14 protein-coding genes and 4 tRNA genes are annotated in these 13579 nt (G+C 60.6%); 6 read left to right on the top strand and 12 right to left on the bottom strand.

Going from position 1 to position 13579, the window contains the following annotated elements; genetic code table 11:
- Positions 1–46 precede the first annotated feature (46 nt).
- From C8K66_RS15590 to C8K66_RS15575, 4 genes are all read left to right on the top strand, one after another.
- Positions 47–949, top strand: a complete 903-nt coding sequence (locus tag C8K66_RS15590; RefSeq protein ID WP_108525313.1) for a GntR family transcriptional regulator — start codon at positions 47–49, stop codon at positions 947–949.
- Between the two features lie 164 nt (positions 950–1113).
- On the top strand, positions 1114–1743 hold the full coding sequence (locus C8K66_RS15585; protein ID WP_017845475.1) for a DUF1780 domain-containing protein: 630 nt from the start codon (positions 1114–1116) through the stop codon (positions 1741–1743).
- A gap of 90 nt (positions 1744–1833) precedes the next feature.
- The gene (locus C8K66_RS15580) at positions 1834–2007 is read left to right on the top strand and encodes a DUF3094 family protein (protein ID WP_016976295.1); all 174 of its coding nucleotides are present in this window, start codon (positions 1834–1836) and stop codon (positions 2005–2007) included.
- Between the two features lie 60 nt (positions 2008–2067).
- Positions 2068–3366 (top strand): NAD(P)/FAD-dependent oxidoreductase, encoded by a 1299-nt coding sequence (locus C8K66_RS15575; RefSeq protein WP_017845476.1) that lies wholly within the window; start codon positions 2068–2070, stop codon positions 3364–3366.
- Positions 3367–3481: 115 nt separating this feature from the next.
- Here C8K66_RS15575 and C8K66_RS15570 read toward each other — a convergent pair.
- The 7 genes from C8K66_RS15570 to rluD form a co-directional block, all read right to left on the bottom strand.
- Positions 3482–3558 (bottom strand) — tRNA-Pro (locus tag C8K66_RS15570).
- Between the two features lie 94 nt (positions 3559–3652).
- Positions 3653–3728, bottom strand: a tRNA-Lys gene (locus C8K66_RS15565).
- A 5-nt stretch (positions 3729–3733) separates the two neighbouring features.
- Positions 3734–3810, bottom strand: a tRNA-Pro gene (locus C8K66_RS15560).
- Positions 3811–3820: 10 nt separating this feature from the next.
- Positions 3821–3896: transfer RNA gene (locus C8K66_RS15555), tRNA-Asn, on the bottom strand.
- A 304-nt stretch (positions 3897–4200) separates the two neighbouring features.
- Complete coding sequence (gene clpB, locus C8K66_RS15550; RefSeq protein ID WP_017845477.1) at positions 4201–6765, bottom strand: ATP-dependent chaperone ClpB; 2565 nt, start codon at positions 6763–6765, stop codon at positions 4201–4203.
- A gap of 131 nt (positions 6766–6896) precedes the next feature.
- The gene (gene pgeF, locus C8K66_RS15540) at positions 6897–7622 is read right to left on the bottom strand and encodes a peptidoglycan editing factor PgeF (RefSeq protein ID WP_017845478.1); all 726 of its coding nucleotides are present in this window, start codon (positions 7620–7622) and stop codon (positions 6897–6899) included.
- Complete coding sequence (rluD, locus tag C8K66_RS15535; RefSeq protein ID WP_017845479.1) at positions 7619–8581, bottom strand: 23S rRNA pseudouridine(1911/1915/1917) synthase RluD; 963 nt, start codon at positions 8579–8581, stop codon at positions 7619–7621. The genes pgeF and rluD overlap by 4 nt, the downstream gene beginning before the upstream one ends.
- A 149-nt stretch (positions 8582–8730) precedes the next feature.
- Here rluD and C8K66_RS15530 point away from each other — a divergent pair, with 149 nt between their 5' ends.
- Complete coding sequence (locus C8K66_RS15530) at positions 8731–9756, top strand: outer membrane protein assembly factor BamD (protein WP_017845480.1); 1026 nt, start codon at positions 8731–8733, stop codon at positions 9754–9756.
- A 125-nt stretch (positions 9757–9881) separates the two neighbouring features.
- Positions 9882–10115: a PP0621 family protein gene (locus C8K66_RS15525; protein WP_026139830.1), complete on the top strand. Its 234-nt coding sequence runs from the start codon at positions 9882–9884 to the stop codon at positions 10113–10115.
- Here C8K66_RS15525 and thiO read toward each other — a convergent pair.
- From thiO to pilV, 5 genes are all read right to left on the bottom strand, one after another.
- The gene (gene thiO, locus C8K66_RS15520; RefSeq protein ID WP_108525311.1) at positions 10102–11211 is read right to left on the bottom strand and encodes a glycine oxidase ThiO; all 1110 of its coding nucleotides are present in this window, start codon (positions 11209–11211) and stop codon (positions 10102–10104) included. The two genes, C8K66_RS15525 and thiO, sit on opposite strands and share 14 nt — an antisense overlap.
- A gap of 62 nt (positions 11212–11273) precedes the next feature.
- Positions 11274–11675, bottom strand: coding sequence for a type IV pilin protein (locus tag C8K66_RS15515; RefSeq protein WP_017845482.1), 402 nt, complete (start codon positions 11673–11675; stop codon positions 11274–11276).
- Between the two features lie 11 nt (positions 11676–11686).
- The gene (locus C8K66_RS15510) at positions 11687–12178 is read right to left on the bottom strand and encodes a PilX N-terminal domain-containing pilus assembly protein (RefSeq protein WP_233098929.1); all 492 of its coding nucleotides are present in this window, start codon (positions 12176–12178) and stop codon (positions 11687–11689) included.
- 46 nt (positions 12179–12224) lie between these two features.
- Positions 12225–12932, bottom strand: coding sequence for a PilW family protein (locus tag C8K66_RS15505; protein ID WP_046384737.1), 708 nt, complete (start codon positions 12930–12932; stop codon positions 12225–12227).
- Positions 12929–13414 (bottom strand): type IV pilus modification protein PilV, encoded by a 486-nt coding sequence (gene pilV / locus C8K66_RS15500; RefSeq protein ID WP_032804232.1) that lies wholly within the window; start codon positions 13412–13414, stop codon positions 12929–12931. The genes C8K66_RS15505 and pilV overlap by 4 nt, the downstream gene beginning before the upstream one ends.
- Positions 13415–13579: the final 165 nt, after the last annotated feature.

The following is a 13579-nucleotide window of genomic DNA, read 5'->3' as shown; positions in this document are numbered from 1 at the left end:
TGCCCCGACAGGCACGGACTGACGCCGACCATTCAAGAGAGAGCCTGTGATCAAGAAAGACCTTGCCTTGCAGCTGGCACCGAAGGTCATCGGCATGGTTCGCGCCCGCTCGATGCGGGCCGGCGAGCCATTGCGCGAGCAGACGTTCGCTCAAGCGCTGGGCGTTTCGCGCTCGCCTATCCGACGAGTGTTTGCCTTGCTTGCCGAGTGGGATCTTGCGACTCAAGAACCCAATCGCGGCTACTTTCTGAAGCAAGACGCTGGGGATATCCAGGAGTCCGCATTCCCTCTCGCCAGCGACCCTTTCGAAGACTTTTATCTTCGCGTAGTCGACGATATTTTGGCTGGTGAAATACCCGCCCAGTTTTTCGAAGCCCAGCTGTTGCGGCGTTACGACGTGCCTCGAGGGCAATTGCTCAAGGTATTGAACCGACTGGCTGGCGAAGCCATGGTGGAGCGCAAACCGGGGCAAGGATGGGAGCTCAAAGACTTCGTGCATAGCACGACGGCTCACATCCAGAGCTACCGTTTCCGCATGGCTATCGAGCCGGCGGCCCTGCTCGAGCCCGGCTATCAGGTCAACCAAACCGCATTTGCCCAAGCCAGGCAGCAACAACAGGTCCTGATCGACGGGGGCATCAACACGCTGTCCCGCGCCCAACTGTTCCAAATCGGCGCCCAGTTCCACGAACTGATCGTGCAGTGCTCGGGGAATGTCTTTTTCATGGATGCTCTCCGCCAGCAGAACCAGCTCCGGCGCTTCATGAGCTACAAAGCGAACGTCGATCGCAGTCGCCTTGTGACGCAATGCCAGGAGCACATCCATTTGCTCAACCTCATCGAGTCCGGTCGCCGCGAAGAAGCCGCGCAGTTTCTCTGGAGGCACCTGGACGAAGTGGGCCGACTCAAAACTCATCAGGGCATCCTGCCAAAAAGTGATGGGATCTAGAGAGCACCGCTGGCATCGATGAACCGCGCGCGCTCTGAAATTCGCACATCAGCTTAGCATGATTGTTCCCTGCGATAACAAAATACAAAACAGCGAACGACAGACTTTATTTTTTCGCGACGGAGTATGTTTTTAAGATCACATTTGGGCGCTAAGCTGCACGCATGGATGACTCAGATTATTTGCGCCTGCTCACCGTGGCAGCCGAACAAGCCAATGCGTTCCTGTCCAATGCCCGTAAATGGGAGCGTGAGCGTTGGGTCTGCCAGCGCCTGCTGCAAGGCTTGAACGTGCCGTACCGCGCCGAAGAGTTTCATGCCGCCGGGCAAGAACCGCCGGACGTGCTGTTTCGTGACGCCAGTTTCGAAGTGTTTTTCGTGCTGGACGAAGGACGCCGTCTGAACGATGAATGGCGCGACGAATTGCTGCGTCGACGCAGTGCGTTTTCCCTCAGCCAACTGGTCAGGCGCGAAGCCAAGCCGCGGCGGATTCCGGCCCATGAATTCCTGCTGCGCCTGGCGCCGACCCTGCGCAAAAAAGCGCACAACTACAAAGAACGCGGGATGGACCTGGGCGAGCTGGATATCGTCGCCTTCGCCAGCCTCAAGCGCGAGGTGCTGGACCTCAACAGTCATTTCCCACCGCCCACCGAATACTTGCGCCAGGGCTGGCGCTCGCTGTCGCTGGTGGGGCCGACGTTTGCCCGGGTACTGTTCGCCCACCCGGACGCGCCGGATTTCTTGCGCAACAATCTGGGGCGCAGCATCGTGTTCGACGTGGGCATCAGCCTGTGACGCGAGCACAGGCTACGCTTATGGCGATACCGCCAACCCCCTGACTGTAACGTGGCGCCCTTTTGCAACGTCTACCTGACGAGGCCTTATATGACCAGCCGCCTGAACCCCGACGACCAACAGCATGTCGAAGAGTACCTGCAACTCTCCCAGAACCGAGTCGAGCGCAAGCCTTTCCGGCCGTGGCTGCTCCTTGGTGTGGTGCTGGTGGTGGTGATCGGGCTCGGCCTGCTGAGCCGCCTTTTGAGTTACCTGACGCTATGAGCTGCCTGGCGCTCGCGGGGGTAACCGCTTCGATTTCTTTTAGCCTTGCGAGATATCCCCATGACCCATCGTATTATTATCGTCGGCGGCGGCGCCGGCGGCCTGGAGTTGGCTACCCGCCTGGGTAAGACTCTGGGCAAGCGCGGCACCGCCAGCATCACGCTGGTGGACACCAACCTGACCCATATCTGGAAACCGCTGCTGCACGAAGTGGCCGCCGGCTCGCTGAACTCTTCGGAAGACGAACTCAATTATGTCGCCCAGGCCAAATGGAACCACTTCGAGTTCCAACTGGGGCGCATGAGCGGGCTCGACCGTGAACAGAAGAAAATCCAACTGGCCGCGACCCTCGACGAAGAAGGCCGCGAACTGGTGCCTGCGCGCGTACTGGGCTACGACAGCCTGGTGATTGCGGTCGGCAGTACCACCAACGACTTCGGCACCGAAGGCGCGGCGCAACACTGCCTGTTCCTCGACACGCGCAAACAGGCGGAGCGCTTCCATCAGCAGTTGCTCAACCACTACCTGCGTGCCCATGCCGGGCAAACCGACGTGGTGGAAAAGATCAGCGTGGCCATCGTCGGCGCTGGCGCCACCGGGGTTGAACTGGCGGCCGAACTGCATAACGCCGCCCATGAACTGGCAGCCTACGGGCTGGACCGGATCAAACCGGAAAACATGCACATCACCCTGATCGAAGCCGGCCCACGGGTCCTGCCTGCCCTGCCAGAGCGGATCGGCGGACCGGTGCATAAAACCCTGGAGAAGCTCGGCGTGACGGTGCTGACCAACTCGGCGGTCAGCGAAGTGACGGCCGACGCGCTGATCACCAGCAGCGGCCAAGTGATTCCGGCCAGCCTGAAAGTGTGGGCCGCCGGCATCCGTGCGCCCGCCTTCCTCAAGGACATCGACGGCCTGGAAACCAACCGCATCAATCAACTGCAGGTGCTGCCGACACTGCAAACCACCCGCGACGAAAACATCTTCGCCTTCGGTGACTGCGCCGCCTGCCCGCAACCCGGCACCGACCGCAACGTACCGCCACGCGCCCAGGCCGCGCACCAGCAGGCTTCATTGTTGGCCAAATCGTTGAAGCTGCGGATCGAAGGCAAGGACCTGCCATCGTACAAGTACACCGACTATGGCTCGCTGATCTCGCTGTCGCGCTTCTCGGCGGTGGGTAACCTGATGGGCAACCTCACAGGCAGTGTGATGTTGGAAGGCTGGTTGGCGCGGATGTTCTATGTGTCGCTGTACCGCATGCACCAGATGGCGCTGTATGGGGTCTTCCGCACGGCGATGCTGATGCTGGGCAGCCGGATTGGGCGCGGAACTGAGCCACGTCTCAAACTTCACTAAACACGCGATCAATGTGGGAGTGGGCTTGCTCCCTCCCACATTGGTGTTGTGTTGGATTTGGGATAATTTCAGGCAAAAAAAATCCCCGTATCTTTCGATACGAGGATTTTTAATATGGTCGGGGTAAGGGGATTCGAACTCCTGACATCCTGCTCCCAAAGCAGGCGCGCTACCGGACTGCGCTATACCCCGGTAAAACAAAGGCGACCTCTCAGCCGCCTTCTTCGATCAGGGCTTTTGGCCGCTGATCTTAAGATCTGATTCCAGCGTTAACTGGTTTCAAAAATGGTGGGTCGTGTGGGATTCGAACCTACGACCAATTGGTTAAAAGCCAACTGCTCTACCAACTGAGCTAACGACCCAAAAATGGTCGGGGTAAGGGGATTCGAACTCCTGACATCCTGCTCCCAAAGCAGGCGCGCTACCGGACTGCGCTATACCCCGGTTTTGAAATTGGCTCCGTGACCAGGACTCGAACCTGGGACCCAATGATTAACAGTCATTTGCTCTACCGACTGAGCTATCACGGAACTACACATTTCAAATGTACAACTTTTACTGCGGTGTAACCTTCTCTTCGATGCGTCCGTATCGCTACGTTCGCGTCTCTGAGGCGCGCTATTCTACAATCTTAAAAACCCCTGTCAACCCTTTAAATTGCTTTTAAGACAATGATTTGCGCTTCTTTCTGATTTCTTCTTGGGGAGAAGAAACCCGTGGGCTGACGTTGCTGCGGGGCGCACTTTACAAGCCTTTGCCTTACAGTTCAACGCCCTATCGAAAAAAAAGGCCTCGCAACGCGAGGCCCTCTCTTTATAGCCCGACCGACCGAACTCAGTGGAAGACGATTTCGTCGTTTTCCACCGTGGCCTTGACGCTGGTGCCCGGCATAAAGCTGCCCGACAGAATCAGCTGGGCCAGCGGGTTTTCGATCCAGCGCTGGATCGCACGCTTCAACGGCCGTGCGCCATACACCGGGTCGTAACCGACCGCGATCAGCTTGTCCAACGCCTCGGGGCTCAGCTCCAGCGCCAGCTCGCGCTCGGCCAGACGGCTGCGCAGGCGGCCCAACTGGATCTCGGTGATGCCCGCGATCTGATCCCGTGCCAAAGGCTCAAAGATCACCACTTCATCGACCCGGTTGATGAATTCCGGGCGGAAGTGCGTGGTCAGCGCATCCATCACAGCTGCGCGCTGGGCTTCACGATCGCCCACCAGTTCCTGGATCTGCACCGACCCCAGGTTGGAGGTCATCACGATCACCGTGTTGCGGAAATCCACAGTACGCCCGTGGCTGTCCGTCAGCCGGCCATCTTCCAGCACCTGCAGCAAGATGTTGAACACGTCCGGGTGGGCCTTCTCGACCTCATCCAGCAGGATCACCGAGTAAGGCTTGCGCCGTACCGCTTCGGTCAGGTAACCGCCTTCCTCGTAGCCTACGTAGCCCGGTGGCGCCCCGATCAGGCGAGCCACGGAATGTTTCTCCATGAACTCGGACATATCGATCCGCACCATGGCTTCTTCGGTGTCGAAGAGGAACTCGGCCAAGGCCTTGCACAACTCGGTCTTACCCACACCGGTCGGGCCGAGGAACATAAACGAACCACTTGGACGATTCGGGTCGGACAACCCGGCACGGGAACGCCGTACCGCGTTGGACACCGCCACCACCGCCTCTTCCTGGCCGATGACGCGCTGGTGCAACAGGCTTTCCATCTTCATCAGCTTGTCGCGCTCGCCTTCGAGCATTTTCGACACGGGGATACCGGTCCACTTCGAGACAACTTCGGCAATTTCTTCCTCGGTCACCTTGCTGCGCAGCAATTGGTTCTCGCTGTGACCATGCTGGTCGACCATCTGCAGGCTGCGTTCCAGGTCCGGGATCACCCCGTACTGCAACTCGGCCATGCGGTTCAGGTCGCCCTTACGGCGTGCGGTTTCCAGCTCCTGGCGCGACTGCTCGATCTTTTGCTGGATCTGTGCCGAACCCTGTACTTCAGCTTTTTCCGCGTTCCAGATTTCCTCGAGGTCCGAGTACTCGCGCTCCAAGCGGAGGATTTCTTCCTGAAGTTTTTCCAGACGTTTTTTCGCCGCTTCGTCCTCTTCTTTTTTCAGTGCCTGGGATTCGACTTTCAGTTGAATCAGGCGCCGATCCAGACGGTCGAGCACTTCCGGCTTGGAGTCGATCTCCATGCGGATACGGCTGGCCGCTTCGTCGATCAGGTCGATGGCCTTGTCGGGCAACTGCCGGTCGGTGATATAGCGATGGCTCAATTTCGCCGCCGCAATGATCGCGCCGTCAGTGATCGCTACCTTGTGGTGGACCTCATAGCGTTCTTTCAGGCCCCGCAGGATCGCGATGGTGTCTTCTTCGCTCGGCTCTTCCACCAGCACTTTCTGGAAACGCCGCTCAAGGGCTGCATCCTTCTCGATGTACTGGCGGTATTCGTTGAGCGTGGTGGCACCCACGCAGTGCAACTCACCCCGCGCCAAGGCAGGCTTGAGCATGTTGCCGGCGTCCATCGAGCCTTCGCCTTTACCGGCGCCGACCATGGTGTGCAACTCGTCGATAAACAGAATGATCTGCCCTTCCTGCTTCGACAGCTCGTTAAGCAGGGATTTGAGACGCTCTTCGAACTCGCCGCGGAATTTGGCGCCAGCGATCAGCGACCCCATGTCCAGGGACAGCAGGCGCTTGCCCTTGAGGCCGTCAGGCACTTCACCGTTGATGATGCGCTGGGCCAGGCCCTCGGCAATCGCGGTTTTACCCACACCAGGCTCACCGATCAGCACCGGGTTGTTCTTGGTACGGCGCTGCAGGACCTGGATGGTGCGACGAATCTCGTCGTCACGGCCGATCACCGGGTCCAGCTTGCCTTCTTCGGCGCGCTTGGTCAGGTCGACAGTGTATTTATCCAGGGCCTGGCGCGACTCCTCGTGGTTGGGGTCGTTCACCGCTTCGCCGCCACGCAGGTTGTTGATGGCGTTTTCCAGGGCTTTTTTGCTGACGCCCTGGCCCAGCAACAATTTGCCGAGCTTGCTGTTTTCGTCCATGGCGGCGAGCAGCACCAGCTCGCTGGAGATGAACTGGTCGCCCTTCTGCTGAGCCAGGCGGTCCGCTTGATTGAGCAGGCGCGCCAGGTCCTGGGACATATTCACGTCGCCCGTAGGATTCTGGATTTTCGGCAGTTGGTCGAGCTCTTTGCTCAACTCTTTGCGCAGGCTGTTGACGTCGAAGCCCACCTGCATCAGCAAGGGCTTGATAGAACCACCTTGCTGTTCCAGGAGCGCCTGCATCAAGTGCGCAGGCTCAATGGCCGGGTGGTCGAGGCCGACTGCCAGGGACTGGGAGTCCGATAAGGCCAATTGCAGTTTGCTGGTTAAACGATCAATACGCATTAGTCACCTTCCTTTTGAGCAGGCCGGAGCTACAAACACATCCTGAATGAAGAAACCTGCCAGATAGCCCTATAGATGTGGTCGATTCTGGGAGATTCAAGCGTCGGACAGTTGACGTAGATCAGAAGAGTCTAGCGCTCCAGCCAAATAAGGGAGGCGAACCGACCCGTGCGTGGACTGCGGCGGAAAGAAAAGAAGCGCGGATCGTTCACGGTGCAGAACCCGCCACCGTAAACGGCAGTGATACCGCGGGCAGCCAGGCGCAAACGGGCCAACTGGTAGATATCGGCCATGAACTTGCCAGGGTTGCGGCTGGGCACAAAGGCCTGGGCGGTGCCCGGCAGTTGCTGCACGAACGCTTCCCGCACTTCCGGGCCGACTTCGAAGGCTTGCGGGCCAATGGCCGGGCCCAGCCAGACCAATATGTCGGCAGGCTCGGCTTGCAGGCTTTCGGCGGTGGCCTCCAGCACGCCCGCGGCCAAGCCACGCCAACCCGCGTGAGCGGCGGCGACGCGTGTGCCGGCGCGGTTGCAGAACAACGCAGGCAGGCAATCGGCGGTCATGGAGGTGCAGGCGATGCCCGGCGTGCTGGTCCAACTGCCGTCGGCTTCGGCAATGCGCTCGGGGTCGGCCTCGACCACGTTCACGCCGTGGACCTGGCGGAGCCAGGCCGGCCGGACATGAAAGACTTCGGTGAGGCGACGGCGATTTTCAAGCACAGCCTCGGGGCTGTCCTCGACGTGATCGCCCAGGTTGAGGCTGTCGAACGGCGCCAGGCTGACGCCGCCCGCACGGGTGGTGACGCAGGCCTTGACCTGAGCCGGCGCGGGCCAGTCAGGAATCAGCCAGTCACTCATCCGATAAATGCCTCGCGATCCTGCCTGAGCAGCGACAGCAACCAGACCAGATCGTCCGGCAGAGGCGATTCCCAGCTCATCCGCTTACCGCTCGTCGGATGATCCAGCTCCAGGAACCGCGCATGCAGCGCCTGACGCGGGAAGGACTTCAGCGATTCAACCATGGTGACACTGGCCGCCGGCGGAATACGGAAGCGACCGCCGTAGGCCGGATCTCCGACCAACGGGAAGTTGATGTGCGCCATGTGTACACGAATCTGGTGGGTACGGCCGGTTTCCAGCTTGACCCGCACATGGGTGTGGGACCGGAAACGCTCCAGCACACGGTAGTGGCTGACGGCCTGCTTGCCGCCTTCCATCACCGCCATACGCTGGCGCTGCTGGCCGTGACGACCGATAGGCGCATTGATCTTGCCACCCGCCACCACGACGCCGATCACGATGCACTCGTAGATCCGGCTGACGCTGCGGCTCTGCAACTGTGTAACCAGCTGCGTCTGGGCCTGAATGGTCTTGGCCACCACCATCAAGCCGGTCGTGTCCTTGTCCAGGCGGTGTACGATGCCACAGCGCGGGACATTGATGATATCCGGCACATGGTGCAACAGAGCATTGAGCAAGGTGCCATCAGCGTGCCCGGCCGCCGGGTGAACCACCAGGCCTGCGGGTTTGTTGATGACCAGGATGTCGTCGTCTTCATAGACGATGTCCAGCTCGATGTCCTGGGCGATCCATTCTCCCTGGGCTTCCTGCTCGGCAGTCAGCTCAAGAATCGCACCGCCATGGACTATGTCTCGCGGGCGGATAACCGCTCCATCCACAGTCAGGCGGCCGTCTTTGATCCAGGCGGAAAGGCGCGAGCGCGAGTGCTCAGCGAATAATTGTGCGGCGACTTGATCGAGGCGTTGGCCGCCCAATTCGGACGGCACCTCTGCGCGAAGTTCAATTTTATCGGACATGCTCAGACTAGGCGTGGCACAGCCTTTGGTTTCGGCTGCGCGCTTGTGGTTAAATACGGCGTCTTTTGCCCCGATGCTTTCAACGGGGCGCTCATCATAACAGGACGGCCCCGCCCAAGACAGCGGCCGTCATAGGGACGCAAGCCGCCATGCAAGTGAAACACCTGCTGCTGATCGCCATCCTCGCCATGACTGCTGCTTGCTCGTCAACAAAGGAAGTCGTCGACGAAAACCTGAGCGAAGTCGAGCTGTATCAACAAGCTCAAAAAGACTTGGACAATAATAGCTACACCAGTGCCACAGCCAAGCTGAAGGCCCTGGAGTCGCGCTATCCGTTCGGGCGCTACGCCGACCAGGCCCAGCTCGAGCTGATCTACGCCAACTACAAGAACGCCGAGCCGGAAGCCGCCAAGTCCGCCGCCGAGCGTTTTATCCGCCTGCACCCGCAGCACCCGAACGTCGACTATGCCTACTACCTCAAGGGCCTGACCTCGTTCGACCAGGACGTTGGCCTGCTGGCGCGCTTCCTGCCGCTGGACATGACCAAGCGTGACCCGGGCGCTGCCCGCGACTCCTACAACGAGTTCGCCCAGCTGACCAGCCGCTATCCCAACAGCCGCTACGCGCCGGACGCCAAGCAGCGCATGATCTACCTGCGCAACCTGCTGGCCTCCTACGAAATCCACGTGGCCCACTACTACCTGACCCGTCAGGCTTACGTGGCAGCCGCCAACCGTGGTCGCTATGTCGTGGAAAACTTCCAGGAAACCCCTTCCGTGGGTGACGGCCTGGCGGTGATGACCGAGGCCTACCAGCGCCTGCACCTGGACGCCCTGGCGGCCACCAGCCTGGAAACCCTGAAGCTCAACTACCCGGATCACCCAAGCCTGAAAGACGGCCAGTTCGTGCCTCAGGTTGCCGAAGCGGACAACCGTTCGTGGCTGAGCAAGTACACCCTGGGCCTGATCGAGTCGCGTCCACCGCTGCCGCCGGGTGAAACCCGCGCCAACCAGGACGTGATGAAACAGTTCCAGGACGCCAAGGAAGCCATCCCTGCGGACCTCAAGCCCCATGATGAAAATGGCGATGTGATCGAAGAACAAGCGCCGCAAGCCCTGGGCAACAACCAGGACCGCTCGTGGTTCAGCTACATGACCTTCGGTGTGTTCGACTGATCATCCGACGCAACGTAAAAAGGGAGCCCTCGGGGCTCCCTTTTTTATGCGCAAGCGTTATTGCGCTGTGCGCCTGCCACGTCCTTGGCTAAACTGGCGCATTCCTTGTCGAGAAACTGCCCATCATGGTTCGTCTACTGTTCTGGATTGCCGTCATTGCTGCCGCGGTATGGTTCTGGCGCAAATTCAAAAACCCGGCCGTCAAACAACAACGCTCCGGCGAACCCGACGCAACGCCAATGGTGCGCTGCGCTCACTGCGGCGTACATCTGCCGCAGGACCGAGCACTGAGCTCACGGCAAGAATGGTATTGCACCCAGGCGCATCTGGAGCAAGGGCCGAAAGCTATTCAACGTTGATCCGACCTGCGGGCGCGTAGGGCGCCGGGTCGATGATCGGCGTGTGCCCCAACAACAAATCGGCGAATAACTGGCACGACGCCGGCGCCAGCACGAGGCCGTTGCGGTAATGCCCGCAATTGAGCCACAGCCCGTTGAAACCGGGGACAGGACCGATGTAGGGAATACCTTCCGGCGAGCCTGGCCGCAGGCCCGCCCAATGGCCCACCACCTCGGCATCCGCCAGGGCGGGAATCAACTCCACGGCCGAAGCCTTCAGGCTCTCCAGCGCCGATCCGGTCGGCGTCTTGTCGAACCCTTCATGTTCCAGGGTACTGCCAATCAGAATGTGCCCGTCACGCCGCGGGATCGCATAACGCCCGTTGGCCAGGACCATGCTCGACAGAAAGTCCGAGGCGCATTTGTACAGAATCATCTGGCCTTTGACCGGCTCAACCGGCAGCGACAGGCCCAGCTTGTCCAGCAACTGCCCACTCCAGGCCCCCGCCGCAAGCACGACCTGATCACCGAGCACCGGCCCGGCAGGCGTATTCACGCCGACGACGTTGTCGCCGTCCAACACAAAGCCGTCAACTTCGCACTGTTCATGAATCGTCACGCGTGGGAGCGCCAGCAGCGCCGCCTTGAGGGATTTGATCAGGCGCGGGTTGCGCACATTCGCCACATTCGCCATGTAGATCGCCTGGGAGTAACCACCGCCCAGCACCGGAACCGCATCATGGGCGACCGATACATCCACCTTGCTCAATGGCCGTCCTTCGCGCGCGGCCCAGGCCAATGCGTCGGCTTCATCCTCCAGGTCCAGCCAGTAGAGCCCGGTGGTGTGGACCTCCGGATCAACGCCGGTATCGGCAAACAAGCGCTCGGCCAGTTGTGGATAAAAGTCCTGGGACCAATGAGCCAAAGCCGTGACTGCCGGGCTGTAGCGCCACGGGTACAGTGGCGAGACAATGCCGCCGCCTGCCCACGAGGACTCCTGCCCGAGCCCCGAGCGCTCCAGCAGTACGATTGCCAGGCCCTGGGTCGCCAGGTTGAACGCCGTCAACAAGCCGATTACTCCGCCACCGACCACCACCACTCGCTGTTGCTTAGCCATCATTTGATCCAGCCGATAAAAAGGGAAAAGCGCACTCGGCGCCCACTCATGGAGTACACCCATCACTGCCCCCAGCATGTCTTGCGTGACATGCCTGGGGCCGCTCCGGGGTTGGTCCGCGCACCGCTACTGGTCAGGCTGAATGCCCCGCAAGCGTCGCCTGCCATGACAGAGTCGACGCCTGGTGTGGCCAGCAGGCTGAAATCCTGAGGGTTCAGCGCAGCCGTGATTCTATAGCGATCATTGCCGACGCTGACGCCGCTTGCATCAATAAAACTGCCATTGCTCGTGTAATACCGCTCCAGAGACTGAGCTTGCTCGGTCAACAGCACGACAATTTCCGCGCGATAGGCCTTGTTCACATGGCCGACATACGCCGGATAAACGACACCGGCCAGCACCGCGACGATCGCCACGGCAGTCAGTAACTCAATCAATGTAAAACCCTGGCTATCCATGCCCATTGCGCCGCTCCTCAGTAAAGTTGTCGCCACATCACTCGCTGAAACCGCGAGCGCCCCCCCTCGTCCACCCGCGCATACATGGCCTCCAGCACCGTGCGCGATTGGCCACGGAGCCCCACCGCCGTAACCCGATAGAGCATTGCCGGCATCTGCGCAGGCAAATGAGCCAGCCCCACGACAGGCCCGAGCGCTTGAACCGCGTAAAGACCGCCGTCCATGGCGGCCCAGTTCACCCTCGAAACGGGATCGGTTCCGGGAGCTATCACCGAAGACGACTCGCGCGGCGGCGCACAGGTGATGATCGACGCGCACACAGGCCATGCGGCGCCTGCCCGCCGCACGGCCGCCTCCCCCAGCCTCAGGCCACTTTCGGCACTTTGCAGCGACTGGTTGCGATGCCAGACACTGCCAACGACCTTCTGCTGGGACACCGCACCCTGCATCGAAGACAACGCGATCAGCGATAACAGCAACAGGAACACCAGGCTGATCAGCAGCACCATGCCCGCCTGCCGTCGTTCAACAACACGAAACCCTGCCATGGTCGCCCTACCCCAGCCGGTTGCGCAGCGCTGCAACCACGCTCCAGGTTTGCGCCTTCACCAACCCGTCCGGGTCTTGCAGCGTCAAACGGATGCGTACACTGCGTATCAGCGAATTGTCGGCCGGGCCGGGGTCATAACCCACCACCGGCGTCGAGTCAGGCTTGGCTGCCACGCCGAAACTGATCTCGAACGCCTGCACGTTGTCCACCAGCACCGCCTTGGCCGGGGCTGACGGGGTACTGACTTTCAGCTGGCCAGCCTCGAAGGTGTAGGTGAGCTGGCGTATCGCAAAGCGTATCTGCCCCGGCACGGCGGGTGGTGGCGTACCGGCATAAGCGTGGGCTGAGCCGGAGCAGTCGGACAATACGGTCCAATCCGGCGCGCCGCCGTCCTCGCCGACCTCAGCGCTGACCAGCGTCAGCGACCTTGCGTCACCCGTGGCACTCCAGCTGATTGGTCGATCGAAAGCCAACGGCGCACCTTCGATCGATGCCGTAGCCAGGCAACCGAACATGCCCGCCAGGCGAATGTCCTGAATCAGCTTGCCGAGCGCAAACCGCGCATCATCCTGCAGCAGCATGGCGGCCTGCTGGCTGGCATCGGTGGTTCGAGCGCTGATGGCGATTTGGCTGAACCCAAGGCTCAGCACCAACCCGAGCGTCAACGCCAGCAGCAGCTCCAACACACTGAAACCCCGCACCCGCCGATTCATTGCGACACCTGCGATTCATCGGCGATGCGGCTGGTGAGTGTGAGCGTTTCCCTCGCCCCGGCTTTTTTTGCCCCCCTGGCATCATCCCAACTGATGCTCACGGTCACCTCATCGGCACGAACGAGCACCGAGCCACTGCCGCTGTCGCCGGCGAAACCGATGATATTGGCCTCGAAATCGTGCAGGTCGAGGTCGCGCACGCTGCCCGTCGACGTGAACAGTGGCGCGCGCTCGGTTCGCACCCACGAATAGTCGGCGCCAGCATTGGCGCGAATGCGGTCCAGCATGTCGTAGGCGATGAAGCTGGCCTGGCTGGTCATCCGCGTACTGTCGGTGTACTTGAGCGCATTGAGCTGGACCACCGCAGCGCCCAGCAGGCCGATCACCAGAATCAGCACCGCCACCACCACCTCGATCAGGGTCATGCCGGTTTGGTGGCGGGAAGTCACCGGTCGAAACAAAGCAGTCGAGCAAGCAAGCATTACCGTCGTCATCCCTGTCAAAGGCCGGAAAAAGCAGGAAAAACCTGCTGTGCGGCCCAAGACTAGCGGCGGTTTTCGGCCTGTGCCGCTCCCGGAACAAAGGGAAATACTTTGGACATAAAGGCCAGCATTCAACGCCACGACCGGAGCGCTATACCTAGGCAT

Source organism: Pseudomonas sp. GV105 (assembly GCF_003058185.1).
Classification (GTDB): Bacteria; Pseudomonadota; Gammaproteobacteria; order Pseudomonadales; family Pseudomonadaceae; genus Aquipseudomonas; species Aquipseudomonas veronii.
Note: the sequence above shows the minus strand (reverse complement) of the source record. Positions and strands in the feature narration are given on the sequence as shown.